This is a genomic window from Coprobacter secundus subsp. similis (genome assembly GCF_015097275.1).
Lineage (GTDB): Bacteria > Bacteroidota > Bacteroidia > Bacteroidales > Coprobacteraceae > Coprobacter > Coprobacter secundus.
Window position 1 is genome coordinate 501,884 of the sequence record NZ_AP023322.1, and the last position, 23,984, is coordinate 525,867.

Annotated in this window: 18 protein-coding genes and 2 pseudogenes; 11 read left to right on the forward strand and 9 right to left on the reverse strand. The window is 43.5% G+C overall.

Going from position 1 to position 23,984, the window contains the following annotated elements; translation table 11 throughout:
* Positions 1-73 precede the first annotated feature (73 nt).
* The 3 genes from dinB to Cop2CBH44_RS01815 form a co-directional block, all read right to left on the reverse strand.
* Positions 74-1,150: a DNA polymerase IV gene (gene dinB, locus Cop2CBH44_RS01805; RefSeq protein ID WP_200755429.1), complete on the reverse strand. Its 1,077-nt coding sequence runs from the start codon at positions 1,148-1,150 to the stop codon at positions 74-76.
* A gap of 6 nt (positions 1,151-1,156) precedes the next feature.
* Positions 1,157-1,918 carry an exodeoxyribonuclease III gene (locus tag Cop2CBH44_RS01810; RefSeq protein WP_200755430.1) on the reverse strand — a complete coding sequence of 254 codons (762 nt, stop codon included), beginning with the start codon at positions 1,916-1,918 and terminating at the stop codon, positions 1,157-1,159.
* Between the two features lie 308 nt (positions 1,919-2,226).
* A complete protein-coding gene (locus Cop2CBH44_RS01815) occupies positions 2,227-2,394 on the reverse strand; it encodes a hypothetical protein (RefSeq protein WP_021930732.1) in 168 nt (55 codons plus the stop codon).
* A gap of 86 nt (positions 2,395-2,480) precedes the next feature.
* Between Cop2CBH44_RS01815 and Cop2CBH44_RS01820 the strand changes: the two are divergent.
* From Cop2CBH44_RS01820 to ybaK, 7 genes and pseudogenes are all read left to right on the forward strand, one after another.
* Positions 2,481-5,589: pseudogene (locus Cop2CBH44_RS01820) on the forward strand (efflux RND transporter permease subunit); the annotation flags it as partial.
* 107 nt (positions 5,590-5,696) lie between these two features.
* A pseudogene (locus Cop2CBH44_RS16675) lies at positions 5,697-6,815 on the forward strand (TolC family protein); the annotation flags it as partial.
* 17 nt (positions 6,816-6,832) lie between these two features.
* Positions 6,833-7,738, forward strand: coding sequence for an efflux RND transporter periplasmic adaptor subunit (locus Cop2CBH44_RS01825; protein WP_044229938.1), 906 nt, complete (start codon positions 6,833-6,835; stop codon positions 7,736-7,738).
* Between the two features lie 50 nt (positions 7,739-7,788).
* On the forward strand, positions 7,789-8,850 hold the full coding sequence (locus tag Cop2CBH44_RS01830) for a sensor histidine kinase (RefSeq protein ID WP_200755902.1): 1,062 nt from the start codon (positions 7,789-7,791) through the stop codon (positions 8,848-8,850).
* 17 nt (positions 8,851-8,867) lie between these two features.
* Positions 8,868-9,641: a LytR/AlgR family response regulator transcription factor gene (locus Cop2CBH44_RS01835; RefSeq protein ID WP_021930729.1), complete on the forward strand. Its 774-nt coding sequence runs from the start codon at positions 8,868-8,870 to the stop codon at positions 9,639-9,641.
* 506 nt (positions 9,642-10,147) lie between these two features.
* Entirely contained in the window at positions 10,148-10,837 is a 690-nt protein-coding gene (gene gpmA / locus Cop2CBH44_RS01840; RefSeq protein WP_200755432.1) for a 2,3-diphosphoglycerate-dependent phosphoglycerate mutase, read from the forward strand.
* Positions 10,838-11,134: 297 nt separating this feature from the next.
* Positions 11,135-11,626 carry a Cys-tRNA(Pro) deacylase gene (ybaK, locus tag Cop2CBH44_RS01845; protein WP_021930727.1) on the forward strand — a complete coding sequence of 164 codons (492 nt, stop codon included), beginning with the start codon at positions 11,135-11,137 and terminating at the stop codon, positions 11,624-11,626.
* Positions 11,627-11,642: 16 nt separating this feature from the next.
* Here the strand turns inward: ybaK and Cop2CBH44_RS01850 are convergent, their stop codons facing one another.
* From Cop2CBH44_RS01850 to pheS, 3 genes are all read right to left on the reverse strand, one after another.
* Complete coding sequence (locus Cop2CBH44_RS01850) at positions 11,643-12,200, reverse strand: pentapeptide repeat-containing protein (RefSeq protein WP_021930726.1); 558 nt, start codon at positions 12,198-12,200, stop codon at positions 11,643-11,645.
* 4 nt (positions 12,201-12,204) lie between these two features.
* Positions 12,205-12,852 (reverse strand): endonuclease III, encoded by a 648-nt coding sequence (gene nth, locus Cop2CBH44_RS01855; RefSeq protein ID WP_021930725.1) that lies wholly within the window; start codon positions 12,850-12,852, stop codon positions 12,205-12,207.
* A gap of 107 nt (positions 12,853-12,959) precedes the next feature.
* Positions 12,960-13,979, reverse strand: coding sequence for a phenylalanine--tRNA ligase subunit alpha (pheS, locus tag Cop2CBH44_RS01860; protein ID WP_021930724.1), 1,020 nt, complete (start codon positions 13,977-13,979; stop codon positions 12,960-12,962).
* Positions 13,980-14,322: 343 nt separating this feature from the next.
* Between pheS and Cop2CBH44_RS01865 the strand changes: the two genes are divergently transcribed.
* Positions 14,323-14,505 (forward strand): hypothetical protein, encoded by a 183-nt coding sequence (locus tag Cop2CBH44_RS01865; protein WP_200755433.1) that lies wholly within the window; start codon positions 14,323-14,325, stop codon positions 14,503-14,505.
* A 60-nt stretch (positions 14,506-14,565) separates the two neighbouring features.
* Here the strand turns inward: Cop2CBH44_RS01865 and Cop2CBH44_RS01870 are convergent, their stop codons facing one another.
* Positions 14,566-14,964 carry a DUF4890 domain-containing protein gene (locus Cop2CBH44_RS01870; RefSeq protein WP_200755434.1) on the reverse strand — a complete coding sequence of 133 codons (399 nt, stop codon included), beginning with the start codon at positions 14,962-14,964 and terminating at the stop codon, positions 14,566-14,568.
* A gap of 209 nt (positions 14,965-15,173) precedes the next feature.
* Between Cop2CBH44_RS01870 and tilS the strand changes: the two genes are divergently transcribed.
* The 3 genes from tilS (at position 15,174) to Cop2CBH44_RS01885 (ending at position 20,925) form a co-directional block, all read left to right on the forward strand.
* Complete coding sequence (tilS, locus tag Cop2CBH44_RS01875; RefSeq protein ID WP_200755435.1) at positions 15,174-16,514, forward strand: tRNA lysidine(34) synthetase TilS; 1,341 nt, start codon at positions 15,174-15,176, stop codon at positions 16,512-16,514.
* 234 nt (positions 16,515-16,748) lie between these two features.
* The gene (gene rho / locus Cop2CBH44_RS01880) at positions 16,749-18,866 is read left to right on the forward strand and encodes a transcription termination factor Rho (RefSeq protein ID WP_200755436.1); all 2,118 of its coding nucleotides are present in this window, start codon (positions 16,749-16,751) and stop codon (positions 18,864-18,866) included.
* Positions 18,867-19,407: 541 nt separating this feature from the next.
* A complete protein-coding gene (locus Cop2CBH44_RS01885) occupies positions 19,408-20,925 on the forward strand; it encodes a hypothetical protein (RefSeq protein WP_200755437.1) in 1,518 nt (505 codons plus the stop codon).
* 50 nt (positions 20,926-20,975) lie between these two features.
* Here the strand turns inward: Cop2CBH44_RS01885 and Cop2CBH44_RS01890 are convergent, their stop codons facing one another.
* A complete protein-coding gene (locus tag Cop2CBH44_RS01890; RefSeq protein ID WP_021930719.1) occupies positions 20,976-21,905 on the reverse strand; it encodes a DMT family transporter in 930 nt (309 codons plus the stop codon).
* Positions 21,906-22,063: 158 nt separating this feature from the next.
* A complete protein-coding gene (locus Cop2CBH44_RS01895; protein ID WP_200755438.1) occupies positions 22,064-23,746 on the reverse strand; it encodes a putative transporter in 1,683 nt (560 codons plus the stop codon).
* Positions 23,747-23,984 lie beyond the last annotated feature (238 nt).

Genomic DNA, 23,984 nt, shown 5'->3' on the forward strand with positions numbered 1-23,984 from the left:
GTTGGACATACTTTTTTATTGTGAAAATTTGAATAAGTCATCATCTCCGGAAATTATGTTCCACCTGTCTCTCCTAAAAAGGTATGCGCAACTGTCTGGGAAAGTGTTCGTCGCTTAATGGATGCGATACCGAGAGCCCGAGTAGGCGTATCGGTCGATTTTCGTAATGTGTTTCTTTGAGCAGATTTTTGGCATGGGGCAGTATCTCTTCGAGAGAAGTAAAAGCCTGACCGGTGGTGATACTTTTGCTTAGAGTCGAAAAGTCCGAAAAACGTATCTTCAAAGTGAGAGTATTGCCTTTGAATGCTGATTTCTTTAGGCGCTCGCTCAGTTCTACGGCAATGTGATACAATTCGATGATGACCGACATCTTTTCTGTCAGGTCTTTTTCGTACGTCCTTTCACAACCTGCCGATTTCCTCTCGCGCTCAGGATTTACCGTACGGTTATCTATACCATGAGAGAAGTCGAAGTACAACTGACCGGCCTTTCCGAACTGGCGCATAAGGTATTCCAGAGAGCATTGTCGCAGTTGAAGCCCATTGTGGATGCCCAATTTATGCATTTTCTGGGCAGTAACTTTTCCCACTCCCCAGAAAGATTCAATAGGGAGTTTGGCAATGAAGTCAAGAGCCTTTTGCGGGTGAATGACGTACAATCCGTCAGGCTTTCGGTAGTCGGAAGCTATCTTGGCCAGAAATTTATTGAACGAAATTCCGGCTGAGGCCGTCAGCTGAGTACGCACCTTTATTTTCTCCTTTATTTCCCGGGCGATGTCCGAAGCCAGTTCGATATTTTTTTTATTATGAGTAACATCCAAAAAAGCCTCATCGATAGACAACGGTTCTATAATATCGGTATATTCCCTGAATATTTCATGAATCTGGGCCGATATTTCCTTATATACAGCCATTCTGCCGGGGACGAATATCAGGTCGGGGCACAATTCCCGCGCACGAGTCGACGGCATGGCCGAACGCACGCCATATTTACGAGCTTCATAGCTGGCTGTAGACACTACACCACGCGATTCATCCCGTCCTACCGCAATCGCTTTGCCTCGGTATTCAGGATGGTCGCGTTGTTCCACCGAAGCATAGAAAGCGTCCATGTCGATATGGATAATTTTCCGAACAGGAAGATTTTCCATATTCCGTCATTTGATAACCAGGACTGCGGGACAATGATCCGAATGCTTTACATGCGGTAAGATAGAAGCGTTCAAGAGCCTTTGTTGCATACAGTCGCTTACCATGCAATAATCTATGCGCCACCCTTTATTATTGGCACGGGCATTGAATCGGAAACTCCACCAGGTATATTCCTGGGAATCAGGATGTAAAAATCGGAAACTGTCGGTAAATCCGGACGACAAGAAACGGCTCATCCACTCCCGTTCTTCCGGTAAGAAACCACTGTTCTTTGCATTACGTATCGGGTCATGAATGTCTATGGCCTCATGGCAAATATTATAATCCCCGCATAAAATAAGGTTGGGACGGCTTTTTTGCAGTTCGAGAACATACCGTTGGAAATCTTCGAGCCATACCATCTTGAAGGCTTGGCGTTCGTCGCCCGATGTCCCGGACGGATGATATACGCTGACGACAGATAGGTCTCCGAAGTCTGCGCGGAGAAAACGGCCTTCGTCATCATATTGAGGCATCCCCATTCCATAAGCTACAAGGTCAGGCTCCTTGCGGGAGAGTAAAGCAACGCCGCTATATCCTTTTTTCTTTGCCGAATAAAAATAACATTTATATCCAATAGCCTCGAATACTTCGGTCGGGATTTGTTCGGGTTGGGCTTTGGTCTCTTGCAGGCACAGTACGTCGGGCAATTCCTCGGCCAGCCAGTCTGTCAACCCTTTGGACAAGGCACTCCGTATGCCATTTACATTATACGTGATGATTTTCATATACCATTTATGTTTTTTAAGAGTAAAAGTAGTTAGCAATAAACACATACGCAATTATTGAGCCTAAAAAAAGTATAAAGCGCTTGTTTCCCTTAGAGTCTGTCTGAATTTTGCTCGAGTTAGATTTTGAGCTTCTTTCGAGGATATTTTTCCGTTTTCGCTCCTCAGACAGCCCGCTATCATCCTCATAAAAACAAGAAAATATCTTTGAAAGAAAATTCGAAAATGACCGGATGATATTTTCTTATTCGGAAAAGTTAGACAGGTTCTTAAGCAATGATAATGTTGAAATGGTAGTACGAGGAATTTTAGATGTACTTACCGTCGATCCGTAAAAATCGGGTTGCACGCAGATATTCTGTGGAAGAGCCAGGTATGGTCCTACAATATAAATACAATAAAGTAAGCCAAGAGACAATCTCCCGAATAGTTATTTCACTGCCTGTTTCTTTCCATTCACTACCCGTTTGTTCCATTTCACTTTATTCTTTATAGCTGATCTCTTTATGCTTTTCTACATTTGTATCATCAATCGATATATAAATGAAAACAATGCTATAAGATGTTTGATGCAATAGTACATTTCTCTGTCAGGAAGAAACTTTTTGTCGGCCTGACGACGATTTTTCTCCTTATCGGAGGTATTTATGCCATGCTGACATTGCCCATCGACGCAGTGCCGGACATTACAAACAATCAGGTGCAGATTGTCACCGTGTCACCCACATTGGCACCGCAAGAGGTGGAGCAGTTGATTACCTTCCCTGTCGAGATAGCCATGAGTAATATCATGAACGTAGAGGAAATCCGGTCAGTCAGTCGCTTCGGGCTCTCCTTGGTGACAGTAGTATTCAAAGAAAGTGTTCCTACCTTACAGGCGCGACAGCTTGTCAACGAACAGATACAGACCGTGATAAGTGAGATTCCTCCGGAATTAGGTACTCCGGAGTTGATGCCTGTTACCACTGGGCTGGGTGAAATTTACCAATATACGTTGCAGGTGGCACCCGGCTATGAGGACAAATACGATGCGATGGAGCTGCGCACCATTCAGGATTGGATCGTGAAACGGCAGTTGTCCGGTATTCCCGGTATCGTGGAAATTAATAGTTTCGGTGGTAACCTGAAGCAATATGAGGTAGCAGTGGATCCGGATGCACTCTACTCGCTCAATATCACCATCGGGGAAGTGTTCGAAGCGTTGAATAGTAACAATCAGAATACGGGTGGCAGTTACATCGAGAAAGTGAACCGAGCCTATTATATCCGTTCGGAAGGAATGATAAGCAGCTTGCAGGATGTAGAACACATTGTAGTGGCAAACCGTAACGGTATCCCCGTACACGTAAGTGATGTGGCTGATGTACGTTTCGGAAGTGCCAAGCGCTTTGGAGCCATGACCATCGATGGGAAAGGGGAGTGTGTGGGTGGCATTGCCATGATGCTGAAAGGGGCTAATGCCAATGTTGTCACTTCCGAACTTGGGAAACGGGTAGAACAAGTACAAAAGATGTTGCCCGAGGGCATCAGCATTGAGCCTTACCTGAACCGTTCGGAATTGGTGGACCGGAATATCTCCACCGTTATCCGTAACCTGATAGAAGGTGCGGTCATCGTATTTTTGGTACTGATTGTGTTTCTCGGCAATGTGCGTGCCGGGTTGATTGTAGCTTCTGTCATTCCGCTTGCCATGCTGTTTGCCTTTATTTTGATGCGCGTGTTTGGAGTTTCTGCCAACTTGATGAGCTTGGGGGCGATAGACTTTGGAATTGTGGTGGACGGTTCCATTGTTATTCTGGAAGGCATACTGGCTCATATTTACGGGCGGCAATTCATAGGACGCAAGTTTACGCAAGCAGAGATGGATGCCGAAATAGAAAAAGGCGCAAGCAAAGTGGCGCGTTCGGCCACTTTTGCCGTACTGATTATCTTGATTGTGTTTTTCCCTATCCTGACGCTGACGGGCATCGAAGGGAAATACTTCACACCGATGGCAAAGACATTGGTGTTCTGCATCATCGGAGCCTTGTTGCTGTCGCTTACCTATGTCCCGATGATGGCTTCCCTCTTCCTGAAACGGGAGGTAAAAGGAAAACGAGTGTTTGCCGACCGTTTCTTTGATAAGTTGAACCTTGTCTATATGAAGATTCTGGCAGTCTGTATGCACCATGTCCGTCTGACGGTTTTCATTGCATTTTTGGCTTTGGCAGGCAGCATGGCCTTATTTACAAAATTAGGGGCGGAGTTTATTCCTACGCTTGACGAAGGCGACTTTGCCATGCAGATGACGCTCCCTGCAGGCAGTTCGCTGACCGAAAGCATAGAAGTATCCTGCCAGGCGGAGAAGATTTTGAAAGAACGCTTTCCTGAGATAAAGCATGTAGTAGCCAAAATCGGTACAGCAGAAGTTCCTACTGACCCGATGGCGGTAGAAGATGCCGACGTGATGATTGTGATGAAGCCTTTCAAGGAGTGGACCAGTGCCTCCGACCGTGCAGAGATGGTGGAAAAGATGAAAGCTGCTTTAGAACCATTGGCTGGCCGTGCCGAGTTTAACTTTTCCCAGCCCATCCAGCTTCGTTTCAATGAGCTGATGACGGGAGCCAAAGCCGACATCGCTGTCAAGCTTTATGGCGAGGACATGGCGGAACTTTATGATAAAGCAAAGGAGGCAGCCGCTTACATTGAAAAGATTCCGGGAGCCTCTGACGTTATCGTAGAGCAGGCGATGGGGCTTCCTCAATTAGTGGTAAATTATAACCGGGCAAAAATAGCCCGTTATGGCATCAACATCGAGGAACTGAATACTATCGTGCGCACTGCCTATGCAGGTGAAGCCGCCGGTGTGGTATTCGAAAACGAACGTCGCTTTGACCTTGTACTCCGCTTGGATTACGACAAAGTGAGAGACCTGAACTTGGATAAGCTCTTTGTGCGCACCGCTGAAGGCGTACAGATACCGATGAGTGAAGTGGCAACCATCGATTTGGTGAACGGCCCTTTGCAGATAAACCGTGATGCTACGAAACGGCGTATCGTTATCGGGGTGAACGTGCGTGATGCTGACATACAGCAGGTAGTGCAGGGCATACAGGCAACGTTGGAAAAAAATATCAAGCTGAAGCCTGGTTACTACTTTTCTTATGGCGGACAATTTGAAAATCTGCAAAACGCCATTGATACACTGCTCGTAGTTATTCCGATTGCCTTGATGCTCATCTTGTTGTTACTTTTCTTCGCTTTCAAGTCTGTTACCTATACGCTGATAGTGTTCAGTACGGTACCTTTGTCGCTTATCGGAGGCATTGTGGCTCTTTGGTTACGCGGGTTGCCGTTCAGTATATCGGCCGGTGTAGGGTTCATTGCGCTTTTCGGCGTGGCGGTACTCAACGGCATCCTGATGATAAACCATTTCAAGGAAGTCCGTAAGAGCACCCATTACCCGCTGTGTACCTCGCGTATAATCCGCAAGAGCTGCCCGCACTTGCTTCGTCCGGTATTCCTTACGGGGCTGGTTGCCTCACTTGGGTTTGTGCCGATGGCTATAGCCACTTCTGCCGGAGCCGAGGTGCAGAGGCCATTGGCTACAGTAGTAATTGGCGGGCTTATTGTCTCTACTATACTGACGTTGCTCATTATTCCGGTATTTTATCACATAGTAAATTCTACAGTTATGTTACGATATAGCAAAATGAGAAAGTGGTTCGGTTTCGGCAGCTATCTGTTGTTGTTGACCGCGGTCACATTGCCTGTTCAGGCACAAGAAGGTACGGCAAGAACCGTCACTTTGGAACAAGCATTGGAAATGGCTTTGCAAAACAACCCACGTTTGCGCATCGCTGACAGCGACATCAAACGCCTTCGGGCCGTTCGGGGTGAAGTGATGGAATTGGGCGCTACCGAGTTTTCCTATTCTTGGGGACAACTGAACGGGGTTGAGCGAAAAGACAAGGAGACTGCTGTCTCGCAACCGCTCGGTTCGCTGCTCGTGCCTTTCTACAAGAATGTCCTTGTCAACAAGCAGGTGGCCACTGGCTCATTCTACAAGCAGATGGTGGAGAAAGAAGTGAAAGCAGAGGTGAAGCGTGCGTGGGCCTATTACCTGTATGCTTGGAATTTGAAGGATATGTACAGTGAACAAAGTCGTCTGGCAGACAGATTGCAAAGGGCGGGAGAATTGCGTTATAAACAGGGCGAAATCACCCGGCTCGAAAAGAGTATGTCCGCTACTGTTGCCTCTGATATGCGCAACAAGCTCTTTCAGGCGGAAGAGGAGCTCAAATTGGCCGCTTCTCGTTTTCAATGGATCTGCTATGCCGATATGCCGCTTGTGCCAGCCAATATGGAGATTCAGCTTTATCCGGTTGATTTGGATACTTGTTCGCTATCCGAAGCTCACTTGAACTATATCCAAAGTCAGACCGAGGAAAAGAGGGCGATGTTGAATGTGGAGCGCAGCCGTTTTTTCCCGGAACTATCCGTAGGATATGTAAGACAAAATATTTTGCCCGATAAGGGATTGGATTCCTGGATGGTGGGCGTCTCTTTTCCCGTATGGTTTCTGTCGCAACGTAGCAAAGTCCGCCAGGCAAGGTTCGAAATGGACAAAGCACAGATGCAAGCTGAGGCTGACCGTCGCAATCTGGAGTTGAAAGTGTCGGAACTGCGTGCCAGCCTTCGGCGATATGGTGAGAGCATACGTTACTATACAGCAAGTGCATTGGTCGAAGCAGATAACCTGATGAAGACCGCCGACTTGCAATTTCGCGAGAGCGAAACGGATATCAGCGAGTATGTCCAGAGTATGAATGCCGCATTGGAAATCAGGAAAGGATATGTCGAAACCGTCTACCAATATAACGTTGCGGCACTTGAATATGAATTGTATCACCAATAAAAAAATTACGCATCGAAATGAAAAAGATGATTTTCTCGGTTGCAGCCCTGTTACTGGCATCTTGCAACGCTTCCGATAAACAGAATGAAGGCACGACAAGCCTTTCTGTCCATTCTGTGGACACGATGGTCGAAACAGCTCGGCCTGAGGATTCTTTGCATGTAGATGGGACAACTGGGGCTACTGCCAAAGCCAATCCGGCATCATTCAATGGCACTTTGGTTATTCCTCCCCAGAACTTTGTCTCCGTCACACTCACAATGGGAGGAGTGGTAAGTAAACTTCTGCCACTGCCCGGTACTTATGTCCGTAAAGGCACGCTTATAGGTATTTTAGAAAATCCGGATTTTATCATGTTACAGCAGACCTATCTGGATAGCCGGGCGCAATTGGAATATTTAGAAGCAGAGTATCGCCGGCAACAGAATCTATCGCGGGAAGAGGCTGCCTCGCAGAAAAAGCTACAGCAGAGCAAAGCCGATTATTTGTCGATGAAGAGCCGCCTGCAAGCTGCCGATGCTCAACTCCGCTTGCTGGATATCGACCCTGAAAAGTTGGTTGCCAATGGCATATCGCCTTATATGGAGGTTATAGCGCCCATCAGTGGTTATGTCTGCAACGTGCAAGCCAATCTTGGCAAGTATCTTGAAGCCGGAACTTCTCTTTGTGACATCATAGATAAAAGAAAGATTATGATACGCCTGATTGCTTATGAGAAAGATTTGGAGGCAGTGAAGACCGGTAGTTCCATACAGTTCCGTGTTAACGGACTGGGGGATACGGTTTTTCACGGAAGGATAGTATCCATAGGGCAGCAGGTGGACAATACCAATAGGTCTATCGAGCTCTATGCCGAGGTGGCAGATGCCAGTCCGCTCTTCCGTCCGGGTATGTATGTTTCTGCTCGGATGACAGGAGAATGAAAAGGATTTTGTACCTTTGTTCCTATGTCGGAACCCAGATAAAGACAACTATGTGCGTGACAAACAGGAAATACGTCCAGTTGACGGTGGTAGTGTCGCTAGCTGTCAGTTTTCTTATCCATTTCCCGGAATTGGTATCGCTCTCAGATGCGCAGGAGCAACGTACGCTTTTCCCGGATATGTCATTGGCCGATGTGCTTTTTGAAGTAGGCTACGCCTTTCTTTCTCTTCTGGCACTTTTTGTCGTGAACACTGTCTTTTTCAAGTTCAATCGTCCGAATACCCGCATGACATGGTGGAAAGTAGCACTTTCTTTTATCCTTGTATGGTTGCTGAGCAAGGCATTAGGGGGAGCATTCGTTTTCCTGCACCATCATTTCAGCATTCCCGCTATCGATGCTACTGTACACCATTACTTGCATCCGGTACGTGATTTTATGATGAGTATTGTTGTCACAGGCACTTGTTATATCTATTACCTGACCGCTCAGTGGCAGGCCATGTTGTTGCAGAACGGGGAGTTGCAGGCTGAGAATGTACGCAACCAATACCAGGCACTGAAGAACCAGCTGAATCCTCACATGCTGTTCAATTCGCTCAATACCTTGCAGTCGTTGGTACGAGAGGGGCCTGAACGGGCACAGGATTATATCTGCCAACTTTCTCACGTGTTGCGCTACACTTTGAAAGAGAACGATACGCATGTCGTCACCCTCCGCGAAGAAATGGATTTCGTAGAGGCATATATCTACCTGATGAAGATGCGTTATGAAGATAACCTGCATTTCATAGTTGAGGTAGATTCTCGCTGTTTGGATTATGTACTGCCGCCACTTTCCATACAAACATTGGTGGAAAATGCTGTAAAGCATAACGAAATCAGCAGCCGAAAACCTTTTGTTATCGAAATCGGGATAATAAGAAGTCCTGCCGACGGTACATTTTCTCTCTTTGTGGAGAATGTTTTGCAACCCCGCCGCACAGTCTCTTCCGGAACGGGTATAGGATTAGTCAACCTTGCCAAGCGTTACGAACTGTTATTGGGCAAAGAAATCAAGATTACAGAGGCGGATGGTCGTTTCCGCGTTTGTATTCCTCTTATGAAACCCTGAAAAACTTATAGATTGCAATGAAAACTCTGATTATCGAAGACGAAAAAGCGGCTGTTCGCAACGTAAAAGCTGTGTTGGAACAGGTAGCCCCCGATATTGAAGTGATTGATGTGTTGGATTGTGTGGAGGATGCCATTGATTGGTTCCGTGCGCATCCTATGCCCGAACTGGTTTTCATGGATATACATTTGGCAGATGGGTCGGCATTCGAGATATTCGAACACACAGACATCACTTGCCCCATTATCTTTACTACCGCTTATGATGAATATGCGTTGCGGGCTTTCAAGGTCAACAGCATTGATTACCTGCTCAAGCCTATTGGAGAGGAGGAGATGCGTGCTGCACTTGCCAAACTGAAGCAACTTCGTACTGTTCGTCCGGCCGAACCGGACCTCCGCACGTTGATGCGTACCTTAAAACGGGAAGAGAATTACAAGACACATTTATTGGTACCTGTCAAAGGCGATAAGCTCTTGCCTCTCGCAGTAAATACCGTTTGCTGTTTCTACATTGCAGATGGTATTGTAAAAGCAGTCACGATGCAAGGCGGGGAGTATGTTATCAACCGGACTTTGGATGAACTTGCTGATTGTCTGGAGCCGAAGCGATTCTTTCGAGCCAATCGCCAGTACCTTGTAGCCAGAGAAGCAGTGAAAGATATCAGTCTATGGTTCAATAAACGTGTGATTGTCAATTTGCAGGTTGCCACGCCCGAAAAGATTGTAGTCAGCAAGAACCGGGTAGGAGAGTTCAAGGAGTGGCTGACCGGAAGCAGTACTTCATATTAAAGGAGAGTTTTGATTCAGCCAAACGGGCAGAGCCGGATTAGTTCGAGCTATGTCATGGCGCAAAAACGTCGGATGAAATCCAACAAATACCTTAATGAGCATCGTAATCTCTAAATTCCCCGATTTATACTGCATTGGGCAAGAGGCTCTCAAAAGCCCGCTTCTTGCTTTTTTAACACATGGTTCGTAAGTCTACAAAGAAATATCATTCGAGAAACTTGGAATTATTGCTTTTTTCTATCGAGGAATGGAGGTAATTTCTCGTTTCCTACTCTCAAATTGCAAGGAACAGCAGAGGGTTGTTGAAAATTGGATAACCCCACTTATTTCTTAGACTCTTTGTGAGTAAATAATGCGAATCGCAGATTTATATATAGATGATTCCCGGTGGGCATAGTCGGTATGTCATAAAATAAAATTTAGACGGAGTTTGTCACCGGATGAACGATTTTACTATTCGAAGCGTTTATTGGTAAACGAAAGACAAACCAATAATACACTATAAAATGTATAAATTGATATTACTGAGGCATGGTGAAAGTATATGGGAGCAGGAGAACCGTTTTACGGGTTGGTCCGACCCGGATTTATCGGAGAAAGGAAAAGAAGAAGCACGGCATGCCGGAGACCTTTTGAAATCATTTCACTTTCGGTTCGATATATGTTATACTTCCTATTTACAGAGAGCCATAAAAACTCAGTATATAATAGCCGAAGAAATGGGGTTGCTATGGGTTCCGGTGATAAAAAACTGGAGACTGAATGAACGGCATTACGGGGCATTACAAGGATTGAGTAAAACGGAAATAACTGAGAAATACGGTGAAGAGCAAGTAATGATATGGCGCAGAAGTTATGATGCGAGACCGCCTCAGATATCGGACTTTGACCCCCGTTTCCCGGCACATGATATACGCTATGAAGGTATAGATGCCTCTTTGTTATCACATGGAGAGTCATTACAAGATACGGTAAATCGAGTATTGCCTTGTTGGGAACTCGATGTTGCACCTGTTGTCAAGCAAGGAAAAACGGTGTTGATTGTAGCCCATGGGAATAGTTTGCGTGCATTGGAAATGCATCTCTTGCAACTCACTCCGGAAGAAATTGTCAAGGTTGAAATACCGGTTGGGAAACCTGTAATATTTGAACTGGACAAAGAGTTGAAAACACTTAAATATTATTTCCTCGGATGAAATACTTTTCCAACACCCAAAATAGCAGGTGGTTTGACGGGCAAAAGCAGAAAAAACAAGTTATAAGTAAATATAATTGCATTATTCATTAAATTTGCCTTGTTGTTAGAGCTGGTTTAAATTTCGCTCGATTCAGCTTTGCAAATCTTTATTCGAGGACATTTTCTTGTTTTTGTGAGGAAGATAGCCGATAGCTTGACGGATGAAAACGGGAAACCGGACCGGAAAAAGATACAAAGAAATTCTGAATAGGCTATTTTTGTTGTGAGATTTAAAAAGCTTTTAAGGATAAAGATGATGAGTATGAAGATAAATAAGACCAATGCCGCCCGTTTATTGGACAAAGCCGGAATCTCTTATGAACTCATTCCTTACGAAGTGGATGAGAACAATCTGGCAGCTACGCACGTAGCCGAACAGTTGGGAGAAGATATACGGCAAGTGTTCAAGACTTTAGTACTACGGGGCGATCGCAATGGCATTTTTGTATGTGTGATACCCGGTGATAAAGAGGTCGATTTAAAAGCCGCGGCTAAAATTTCAGGTAATAAAAGTGCCGAGATGATAGCGATGAAAGAACTGTTGCCCATAACCGGTTATATAAGAGGAGGATGTTCACCGATAGGAATGAAAAAACATTTCCCTACATATATCGATGCCAGCGCATCGCTTTTCGGCTACATATATATAAGTGCCGGTATCCGGGGATTGCAGATAAAGATAGCCCCTCAAGAGCTGATGGCATTCGTCGATGCCCGTTCGGGAGAGATAGCCCATGACGGAGTATAGCCGGTCGGCAATCGGTTCAGCCGATAACCAATTTGTATTTTTGTAAAAGAGCGATGGCACCTTCCGGAGAAAACAGAGCTTGCCTCAGGTCATTTTCTTCAGGGTCGATATGGAAATTAAAAGCTGTTCTCATGTCGGCTTTTGACAGTTTGGTGTGGTAAAATGCCGTTCGGCTCAGGTCGCAATGAGAGAATACCGCTTCGGTGAGATCACAGTCGGCAAAGTCGCATTCACAAATGCGGCAGTCCGAGAAGTGGGATTTTTTCATCTTTTTGCGGGAGAATAAGGCATATTCGATGACACAGCGGCTGAATTGTACCGAAAAGAGGAAATCCCTGCTGGCGGTAAAGTCCACACCGGATAATTTGCAATCTGAAAAGTGAACCTGTTGGAATCCTGTCCCCACGACCTGACAAAGCGACAGATTACAATTTTCGAAACGGCATTCCATAAATACACTTCCCGAAAGGCGCATTCCGCTAAAATTGCAATTGGAAAAAGTGCACTCCGAAAACTCTTTCCCCGAAAGCTCGTCCGTAGCAAAAGTATATTTATCGAATGTCAAGTTGTCCATTTATTTATTTGCTTTTGTCCGGTTCATTGAAATATTTGCAATATTCCCGTATTCCGCATTCGAGGCATTTAGGCTTGCGAGCTACGCAGATATAACGTCCATGCAAGATTAGCCAGTGGTGGGCGATAGGCAGCAAGTGGCCGGGTATATGCTTGACAAGAGTTTTCTCTGTTTCGAGAGGAGTCTTCGACTGGTTGGTGAGACCTATTCTGTTCGATACCCTGAACACATGAGTATCTACAGCCATAGCCTCTTTTTTGAAAACCACAGAAGCGATTACGTTAGCCGTTTTGCGACCGACACCAGGCAGCTTTTGCAGTTCGTCTACATCCGAGGGGATAACCCCGTTGAAATCACTGAGAAGTTTTTTCGCCATTCCTACCAAATGTTTCGATTTGTTGTTGGGGTAGGAGACACTTTTGATATATTCATATACGACTTCCGGAGTCGTGGCGGCAAGAGCCTCCGGAGTAGGAAAAGCCTCGAACAAGGGAGGAGTTATCATGTTTACCCTTTTGTCAGTACATTGAGCCGACAAGATGACAGCTATAAGCAACTGGAACGGGTCTTTATATTGTAACTCTGTTTCGGCTATCGGAACGTTCGTCGAGAACCATTCTATAACTTTGTCATATCTTTCCTGTATTCTCATGAGTATAACAATTAGACGGCAAAAGACGCAGTACCGACCGGGTATTCATGCCCCCTTCGTCCCCAGCGTCTTTTGTATAAAGTTAGATTAAGATTGTACACCGATACTCAATGAGCCGACACGAATTCCTGTAAGAATCGTTGGTCATTTTCCGAGAACATGCGCAAATCTTTTACCTGATATTTCAAATTCGTTATACGTTCTATACCCATACCCAGGGCATAACCGGTATATACTTTGCTGTCTATTCCGCAGGCATCGAGTACATTCGGGTCTACCATACCGCAACCCAGAATCTCTACCCAGCCGGTATGTTTACAGAATGCACAACCTTTACCCCCGCATAAGTTGCAAGATATATCCATTTCTGCCGAAGGTTCGGTAAATGGGAAATAAGACGGGCGCAACCGTATCTTGGTTTCCGGGCCGAACATTTCTTTGGCAAAGAACAACAAAGCCTGTTTCAAGTCGGCAAACGATACATTTTTGTCTACATACAGAGCCTCTACCTGATGGAAAAAGCAGTGTGCCCGATACGAGATAGCTTCATTACGATAAACCCGTCCCGGACAAATGATGCGGATAGGAGGCTGATTGTGCTCCATGACGCGGGTTTGTACCGATGAGGTGTGTGTACGTAACAGCACATCCGGGCTACGCTGTATGAAAAATGTATCTTGCATATCGCGGGCAGGATGGTCTTCGGCAAAATTCAGTGCCGAGAATACATGCCAGTCATCTTCCACTTCGGGACCCTCGGCAATAGAGAAACCTAATCTCCCGAAAATTTCGCAAATTTCATTCTTTACGAGAGATATGGGATGGCGTGTACCCAGCTCTATCGGATACGATGTACGGCTCAGGTCTATCAGATTAGCATCCTGTTCCTCGTTGCCCAATTCATTTTTCAGGTCATTTATTTTGGTCAGAGCCTGTTCTTTCAGTTCATTCAACAACTTTCCTATTTCTTTTTTCTGCTCAGCCGCTACATTCCTGAAGTCATTGAAAAGCTGTGATATTTCGCCCTTTTTACTCAGGTATTTTATACGCAGAGCTTCTATCTCGTCAGCTTTAGAAGCCTTCAGAGACTCTATTTCTGCTTTAAGATGATTGATTTTATCAAGCATGATGATCTTGTTTTCTGTTTTTCAGATGCAAATTTAATAAGAAACTGCTTTGTTTCATAATAATGCACAAAAATTATCGGAAGAAAGTTATTTCCCATAAAAAACAAAGCCGGGTAGGTATTGTTTTGCAAACGATACATTGCTTTATTTCGATATTATATAGCTAATCTTGATGACCTATCTCCAAGAGACTGTCTGAATTTTCCAATATATTATCCGGTCGTTTTTTTTCGGTCTGTTTCCGTCAATAAAAATAATCCACAAGGCCTCTATCCGGGCAAATTATGGTAATAAACCCATACAAATGGAATATGGAAAAATTTGATTATACAACGTTCTATATATGTTGCTCTACATTCTTTCATGGTATCAAAACAATACTTTTTCCCAACCATTGCTTTTCTTCAGGATACGTACAGCAACTACGCAGTTCGAGATTCGTACGTTGTTTGTTTCGGCATATTCTTGGAGAAGAATAGCTGAAATAAGAATTGATATGTTATCCGGCAATGCCCCCAAAAGTTAGACACAAAACTTTTTGGGGCACTTCATTTGTCGATATAGGACAGCTGTTGCAAGTATAATATTATTTGCGGGGCTGTGCGGTACCCGGTCTCTTTTCGGTTTTGAAATTTTTCTTCATTTCCCGTTTCCGGTCCTGCTTCCACATGTCATAAGCTGCATTCTGTTCTGGAGTCAGCATTCCTTTCAGTTCGGTCTCTTTGTTTTGGTTCAGTTCTTGCATTTTCTTTCTCAGTTCCTGCATTTGCTCCATCAACATTTTGTTTTCTTTGTTGTACTTTAGGTTTAACTCATAGACTTTTTTCTTTTGAGTCTCGTTCAGCTGTAAGCGGGTTTTGAGCATTTCTGCTTGTTTCAGAGCCATTTGTTCGGGAGAGAATTCTTTTCTTTCTTTAGGTTTTTGGGCAAAAGCTACAGTAGAAAAGCAGATGGTAACTAATAAAATACCGATTTTTGTCTTCATAATTTTCAAATTTAAATATTAAACATAAATAGGGGAAAGCTCCCTCTATAAAACATTTCTGTTTAATTAGATGTTTGGTGGCGTACGAAGTTAAATGCACATTTTCATTTTTTCGTTTATTAACTTTTGCTGGGAATGCTATAATTGCACCTTTTGCTTTTATATACCGCGAAAAAGTTGTACGTTTGTATACAAACTTATCCTTTCTCATGGACAAAGAGAAAATAGTAAAAACAGTAAAATCATATATCTCGGAAAATATTCCGCTCTCCGGTACAGACAAGATACTGGTCGGGTTGAGTGGCGGGGCCGATTCTGTATCCCTGTTAGATATTTTGTTGCAGTTGGGATACGATTGCATTGCATGTCATTGTAATTTTCAGTTAAGAGGAAACGAAGCAGTTCGCGACCGCAATTTTGCTTATGAAATGGCGCAGAAGTTAGGAGTGGCTTTTTATGAGACGGTTTTCGATACGAATAAGTACGCTGCCGAAAAGAAAGTTTCTATCGAAATGGCCTGCCGGGAGTTACGCTATGAATGGTTCGAAAAACTTCGGTGCGAACTCGAAGCCCGCTGGATTGCCGTAGCTCACCATCGGGACGACTCTGTGGAGACAATGTTGATGAATTTGATACGAGGTACGGGTATCACCGGATTGTGCGGCATACAACCGGTATATGGCAGAGTGATAAGGCCTCTGCTATCGCTCTCCCGCAAAGATATAGAAGACTATTTGGCATTCAGGCAACTGCCGTATGTGGTGGACAGTACCAATAGGGAAGATAATTACACCCGCAATAAAATACGGCTGCATGTGTTACCTCTGTTGCAGTCTGTCAATCCTGCTGTGCCGGAAACAATAGTACGTACGATGAACCATCTGAAGGAAGTAGCCACCGTCTATCGGCATTCCATTGCAGAACAAAAAAACAAAGTACTCATAAAAACGGAAGAAGAGACTTATATTAAAATCGAAGAGTTGCTGCAACAGCCCTCACCAAAGGCATTGTTATTCGAAATGGTCCGGGAATATGGCTTTCTTTCGTCACAGGTCGATGATATATGGGAATCACTGGAAGCTCATTCAGGGAAAGAATTTTTGTCGACCGATTATCGGTTGATAAAAGACCGGAATAGGATGATTCTTACCTCGAAAAAAAAAGAAGCTGATGTTTCCTTCGAAATAACAGAAAACATGTCGGGGATAAATGTACCGGTCGTACTGAAATTTGCTTTTGTATCCAATGAGGAGCACTATGAAATTCCCCGCGACCGAAATATTGCCTGCTTTGATGCTGCAAAACTTAAGTTCCCATTGATTGTCCGGCATTGGAAAAAGGGTGACCGTTTCACACCTTTCGGAATGAAAGGAAGTAAAAAACTAAGTGATTATTTTAACGACCATAAATACTCAAGTATAGATAAGGAAAAAGCATGGTTGTTATGTTCAGGTGATGAAATAATTTGGTTAATGGGTGAGCGTATCAGTGAAAAAGTCCGGGTTAAATGTGAAACGAAGTTGATATTTCAAATTATTTGTGAAAAATAGTTAATAATTAAACTAAACGTTAACGCTTTTTGTTGTAATATCGAAAAAACAATCTACTTTTGTCGTGAATAAAAAACCTACAAGGTTCGTGTGTAAAAACACATTTTCTGACAATAAATCCAAACAAAAAACAAAATTTATTTTCTACACTTATGTCTTAAAGCAGAAGAGGTTCGTAGATAGATGAATATTATTTGAAAAATTTAATTATCACTAGCAATAGTATAAGCATTCATGTATAACATTGTGGAATTAAACGACAAGCTCTTGGCAGAGCTTAAGGTCATTGCAAAAGAAATGGGCTTGAAAAAAGTCGACGCCCTGAAAAAAGAAGACTTGATTTATAAAATTTTGGATCAGCAAGCCATAGACATTGCTGGCAAAAAAATGGCGGCAAAAGCTGAGGAGGCAGCTCCTAAAAAGAAAAAGACAACCCGGGCAGAGACTAAAAAAGCTCCTGAAAAAGAAGCGGCAGTCGGGCAACCGGTGCAGGACGTTGTCAAAGAAACGGCTGCTGAAGTAGTAGAAGAGGCAAAAGCTAAACCTGTAAAGAAAGCTCGCAGCAGTAAGTCCGTCCAAAAGGACAAAACCCTCGAAGCCTCGCCGGTACCTGTAGCTGATGAAGTACAGAATCCTGCCCAAGAACAGTCGGCGGTAGAAAAAAAAGCTGAGCCGACGAAAGTTAAAAAGACACATTTTGCTCATCCGGCATTGAAAGATCAGGTGGAACTGCAATTGCCTTTGAACGAAGAACCCGCCTCTGCCGACCTTGTAAAAAAAGAAGAAGCTCCCGTACAAGAACCTGCCGTAGAAGAAAAGAGTGAACCCGCTCGCCCTGTTATACAGAAAGTAAAGAAAACAATTATACGTAAAGTCGTTTCCGAACAGAAACCTGCAAATGCTCAGAACGCTGACCAGCAAACCGCGTCGGACCAATCGGCAACACCGGCTCAAAATAACGATTTCCAACCGCGTGAACGTAGACAATATGACTTGAATATCCCGACTCCGGGTACTTCACATTTGCAAACTTTCTTCCCCAGAAGCGAACGCCAGCGCTTTGTACCTCGCAATCAACAACAACGGTACAATAATAATAACAACAATAACAACCAGGCCAATACAAACGAACAGTCTGTTCCGGTTCAACAACCTCAAAACAATCAGGCGCAGGCTAATAATCAGAACAACAATGTTGCCGTTGAACCTAAAGTGGTGGAGAAATCGTACGAATTCGAAGGAATACTTACCGGAAGCGGAGTTCTCGAAATGATGCCCGATGGTTACGGATTTTTACGTTCTTCCGATTACAATTACCTGACATCCCCTGATGATATATATGTTTCTCAATCCCAAATCAAACTCTTTGGTTTGAAGACCGGAGATGTTGTAGACGGCCCTATTAGACCGCCGAAAGAAGGAGAGAAATATTTCCCGTTGGTAAAAGTGGAGAAAATCAACGGACGCTCACCCGAATATGTACGTGACCGTGTCCCCTTTGACCACCTGACACCATTGTTCCCCGAAGAAAAGTTCGATTTGACTTCAGGCCGTTATGGAAACATTTCTACCCGTGTAGTAGATATGTTCTCTCCCATAGGTAAAGGTCAGCGGGGACTTATCGTAGCACAACCCAAAACCGGTAAAACGATGTTGTTGAAAGACATCGCGAATGCTATTTCGGAAAATCATCCCGAAGTTTTCATGATAATACTGCTTATCGACGAACGACCCGAGGAGGTGACCGATATGGCACGGAGTGTGAAAGCCGAGGTTATATCTTCTACTTTCGATGAGCCGGCCGAACGGCACGTAAAAGTAGCCAGCATCGTTCTCGAAAAAGCAAAACGTATGGTTGAGTGCGGGCACGATGTCGTGATATTGTTAGATTCCATCACACGTTTGGCTCGAGCTTATAATACAGTTTCTCCGGCATCGGGTAAGGTCTTGTCGGGAGGTGTCGATGCCAATGCATTGCACAAGCCCAAACGTTTTTTCGGTGCAGCACGTAATATCGAGAACGGAGGTAGCTTGACTATTATTGCAACAGCCCTTACCGATACAGGCTCTAAGATGGACGATGTGATTTTTGAAGAGTTCAAAGGTACCGGCAATATGGAGTTGCAGTTAGACCGTAAATTGTCCAATAAGCGTATTTTCCCGGCAGTAGATATTACAGCCTCCAGTACTCGTCGTGACGATTTGTTGCTCGACAAAGACACATTGAATAGGATGTGGATATTACGCAAATACCTCTCGGATATGAATTCTTTGGAAGCGATGGAATTTATTAAAGACAAGATGGAAAAGACCTCATCGAACCAAGAATTGCTGTTGTCTATGAACGACTAATTGGTAAATAAATATATGGGAAAGAGTCTGACCGTTAATCGGGTTCAGGCTCTTTTTTTATCTTATCTGGAGAAATGTATATAGCTTTCTTATTGATAATAAGATATTTGAATGAGCAACTTCCCCTCTTGAGAGGGGATTAAAGGGGGGTGTTATGGTGAGATGCGTGACTTAAATAGGTCTGAGCGAGATGCTGCCAAAGGTTGTGAAATGTGACTTAGAACTGGAGTCAATTTTGAGGATTTGAAAGATAATAGCGGGTTATTTGACGAAGGAAAATACAAAGAAGGCCTGATAAAATCCCTTGTATCGGTAAATTAAAATGTAAAGAAGATTTCACGAAAATCGAGTACAATGTATATATAATTAATACTATATTTGTTCTTCAGAGCAACACCCCGTTTCAATTCTTTAAGGATGTTTTTTCAGTTTTTTGCAAAGAGAATACAATCTGTTTGACGAAAGAAAATGGAGAACTAACCGAACACTTTTATTAGATTTAAGCGGGTCCTAAGCATATAACAAGTCAATATAATTTATTATGAAACGTACGTGTACAATCCTTCTTTTTTTTCTTTTCTGCTTATGTGAAGCAAGTTTTGGATATGGCGTTGTCACAACCAGGAAATTGATGCTGGAAAATAAAGTCCGGCAATTGGATGAGCAGATAAACACGACAAAAGACGAAGCCTCGAAAAAGTCACTGGTTATACAAAGGGATGCGCTCCGGAAAGAGTTGGATAAAATCATTGCGGCAGAGGAAAAAGAAACCGCAAAGAGTACTTCCGATTTTTCGGAATTAGATGACTTTATGGCTCCCATAAAGATGTCGGCATCTCTTAAAGAAAAGTATAATGCCGATAAGGTAAGCTATCAGACCAAAGACGATTATTCTTGGTATGAAATTACAGTAGGAGAGAAGATGGGAGCATGTGGTTCCGATGGGAAAGAAATAATTGCTCCGAAATACAGTATGGTGACAGGAGAAGTGGCTGGCAATTGGTTATGTTTCGAGTGCACTGACCCTACTTATACAAAAAAATGCATTTATCGTGCAGACGGTAAAGTGATACTGCCCTGTGATGAATATGAATATGTATCCATTTCCGATCCATACATAATAATAGAAAAAAAGTCTCCGGAGACCAAGACGAAAACGTGCAGTGTCCGCGATACCGACGGCAAGACAATCATATCGCCCGGTAAGTACGATTTTATCGGTTATCATAAAAAAGGAAACTATTTTTCAGTGCAAAAATTTGTCAATCATGTAGCCAAATGTGGAGTATGTGACATAAGCGGAAAAGAAATTATTCCATGCCTGTTTTACTGGGCCGGATATTCCTCAAAATATAAGCGTATCATGGTGGCAGAAGACAGTGAAAATGTAATGACCTATCAGGAATATCTGACCTCTCGAGAAGGTAATGGTTTAGCTTCCTCCTCGCGGTCGTCATCTGCTAAACCGTTGAAAAATACGCTGAAAAATGATGAGCAAATCGTGAAAAATTATATAAATCAGGGAAACAGCAGTGCGGCATTGGGGTATTTGAAAGAAGTTTTGAAAAGTAATTACCCGTCCGATGCTGATACCCAATTTGGATATGCCACATTGATACAGGATATAATTGTCGGATTGGGAAAAGAAGGTTTGGGTGCAGTTGCCTCTATGAATCTGGCCGCATCCATGTCGAATACGTTCAATACCAATGAAGCCAACACATTACAAGTACAATTGCTTGCACTTGCTGCCTCCAAAGGGCATGAAGGAGCAAAACTTATGCTCCAGTTAAAATCAGCTATGGCAGGTAATGGGAATATCAATTACAATAACAACAATGTACCGATAAACAACAGTAATAATAGCGGCTCTTCTGTTACGCAAAGTAGATGTAGTTTGTGCGGAGGCAAAGGTTGGATTGCCGGTTCCAAGACTCCTACATATGGCAATATGGGTACATATTGGTGTGACGAATGCCGTAGAGAAGTACCCCAATCGCATAGCCACGACCGGTGTCCCTCATGTGGAGGCAAAGGTTATACAACGGGTATCAGATAGTTTTCGGTTCGTATTTGTTAGAGAGCAGAGGTACTCTGTCCTGAAGGTAATTATGTCTGTTGATTTGTCGAGACAGGGCTTTTCTTATCTTTGCTTTCCGCAATTTCTACCAGATATACACCGATACAAATCGCTAAGATAGCAATCATCTGTGTCCAGCTGAACCGGTCTTGCCCGATAGAAAGAGAGACTATCGTAGCTACGATAAGTATAAGATAACCGTAAATAGCCACGAGAGTAGTAGATAAATATTTGAGCCCTATCGGAATCAACATGTAACTGATGACGGTAGGGAATATAAGCACGAACAACAGTATTCCGAGAGGCAACCAATGTATAGGTTGTGCCAGGATAGGGGCGTCGAAACCGGTAATGGCTGTGACTATCAAACTCGAAACGGCAGCTCCGGTAAATGTATATTTCAATAACGTGAATGTCCCGGACGACTTGAGCAACCGGTTGCTTAAAACCAGATAAACGGCATATATCATGGAGCTGAGCAGACATAGAAGGTTTCCCGTGAATGCGTCAGATGCCAAATCGTCGCTCTTTTGAGTAGAGATACAGAGCAAGGCCCCTCCCAGTCCTACCAGAATCCCGATAATCTTCATCTTGGTGATACGTTCTCGAAAGAAAAGAACCGCTATGGCAAAGACCCATATCGGCTGCAGTGAAGAAAATATGGAACTCGAAACCGGTGTAGTCTTGCTGAGCCCTGTAAGGTAGAAAAACATGAATCCATATATTCCTAATGCCCCCAAAAGAAACAATATACCTTTTTCTTTACGGGTGGTATTTTCTTTAGGTACAAAAAAGCCGATTATCCAGAATGCAATAGCGGCAAAAGTACACCTTAGTGTAACTCCCGTTAGAGGACTTATCCATAAAGGTAACAAATATTTCAGCGCATTCATATTCAATCCGCTGAATGTTTTCGAAATGACCATGCAGATGTTGGCTTCGGTTTTCTTATTTTTCACAGACTAAAAAATTTATTTTTTCTGTTAGAACAAATAAACTTCAGGCTTTGTTCCGTCATAGTATTCCCAAAAAGCAGTACATGGCTATAATAAAAAACGACCTGTTCACAATAACGAGAGCAGGTCGTTTGGCTTTTATTATTGATGTAATTGCACTTTTAAGCAAAAGCCAATATCATGAGCTGGGCAGTCAGTACCCTTAAAAACATCGTCAGAGGATACACTGTCGAATAAGCTACGGCCGGAGCATCATTGCTGGCTACCTTATTAGCGTATGCCAATGCGGGAGGGTCTGTATTGCTGCCGGCAATCAATCCCATTAAAGTAAAATAATTGAGCTTGTAATACCAGCGACCGATAGTTCCGATAATCAACAGAGGTATGATTGTGATAAGGAATCCCCATAGCACCCATAACAGACCGTCTCCATTCACTACCGTGTCCACAAAACCGCCACCGGCAGTCAACCCTACACTGGCAAGGAAAAGGCAGATACCGATTTCACGTATCATGAGGCTGGCACTGGTCGAAGTATAAGTGACCAGTTTGAATTTGTATCCAAAACGACCGATAAGAATAGCCACGACCAGAGGGCCGCCTGCCAATCCTAATTTCATGGATGAGGACATACCGGGTATGGCAAGAGGTATACTACCTAAGACAATACCCAACAAGATACCTACGAACAAAGTAATCATATTAGGTTCGTTCAGACGTTTCATGGAGTTACCCAATCTCTCGGCCAGGCGGTTGATGTCTTCAATCTTTCCTACTGCCGTCAACCGGTCGCCTACCTGTAAAGTCAGATTAGGATTGGCAACAAGGTCTACACCGGCACGGTTGAGGCGGGTGACGTTCAGCCCGTAACCCATGCGCAAACGGAGCGAACCGATTTTGCGGCCGTTAAATTCCGGCTTGGTGACTAATATACGACGAGAAACGACCGGAGCGGGAATCGCTTTCCAGTCCATCTCTACCGGTTTCCCGATAAAAGCTTTCAGGGCATCTTCATCCTGTACCGACAAAACAGTTAGAAGAAGGTCTCCCTCTTCGATAACCGTATCCGATTTGGGGATGATAACCTCGTCATTCTTTTTCTTAATACGCGAAATGACAAAATTACGTTCGATAATATGTGCCATATCCAGCACTGTACGACCGAAAATCAGAGGATTTTCCACTTTATAAGTCACCAGATGAGGGGTGAGCAAACTTTCTTTATTTTCTTCCTCTATTTCTTTCGTTTCTTTATCCAGTTTTACCTTAAACAAAGCTCTGATTATCAACATAGAACCAATGATACCTACAACACCTAACGGATACGCGGCCGCATATCCCGAAGCGATTTCCGGTACGACATCCAGCTTTCCGTCAAAATGTAATTGAGCCAATGTTTGTTGTGCAGCACCGAGTCCCGGTGTATTGGTTACCGCTCCCGAAAGGATACCTACCAACATAGGCATTTCTATACGACCATTAGCTATAAGATAGATGGCAAATGCCACGACAATATTAAGCAACACGATGCCGGCTGCCAGCATATTCAGTCGCATACCTCCTTTTTTGAAAGACGAGAAAAATCCGGGTCCCACCTGTAGACCGATGGAATAGACGAAAAGAATAAGTCCGAATTCCTGCAAAAAGTGCATGATATTCTTTTCTCCGACAAATCCGAAATGCCCGGCGACAATACCGACAAATAACACAAATGTAACACCCAGGGAAATTCCGAAAAATTTCATTTTCCCCAAATATACCCCTAAAGCTATCACAAACGCGTATAGAAATACGGTATGCGCGACCGACTCAGTGGTAAACAGAAGATTTTCAATCCAAGTCATTTTTATATTATTGTATAAATTAAGTTCAGGTACACCTCTCGGAAATTTTATAATTTTCCGTCTCTACTATACTTGAAATCCGATAATTCACATACCTCTCTATGAAAAATTACCTTTACATAAACAGCGTGCAAAGGTAATTATATTTAATCAATAAGACAATATAAATAATAATGAATCTTTGACAATACCAATATTATTATAGTTTCGCTAAATCCTTTATGGCAAAAATGAGAGC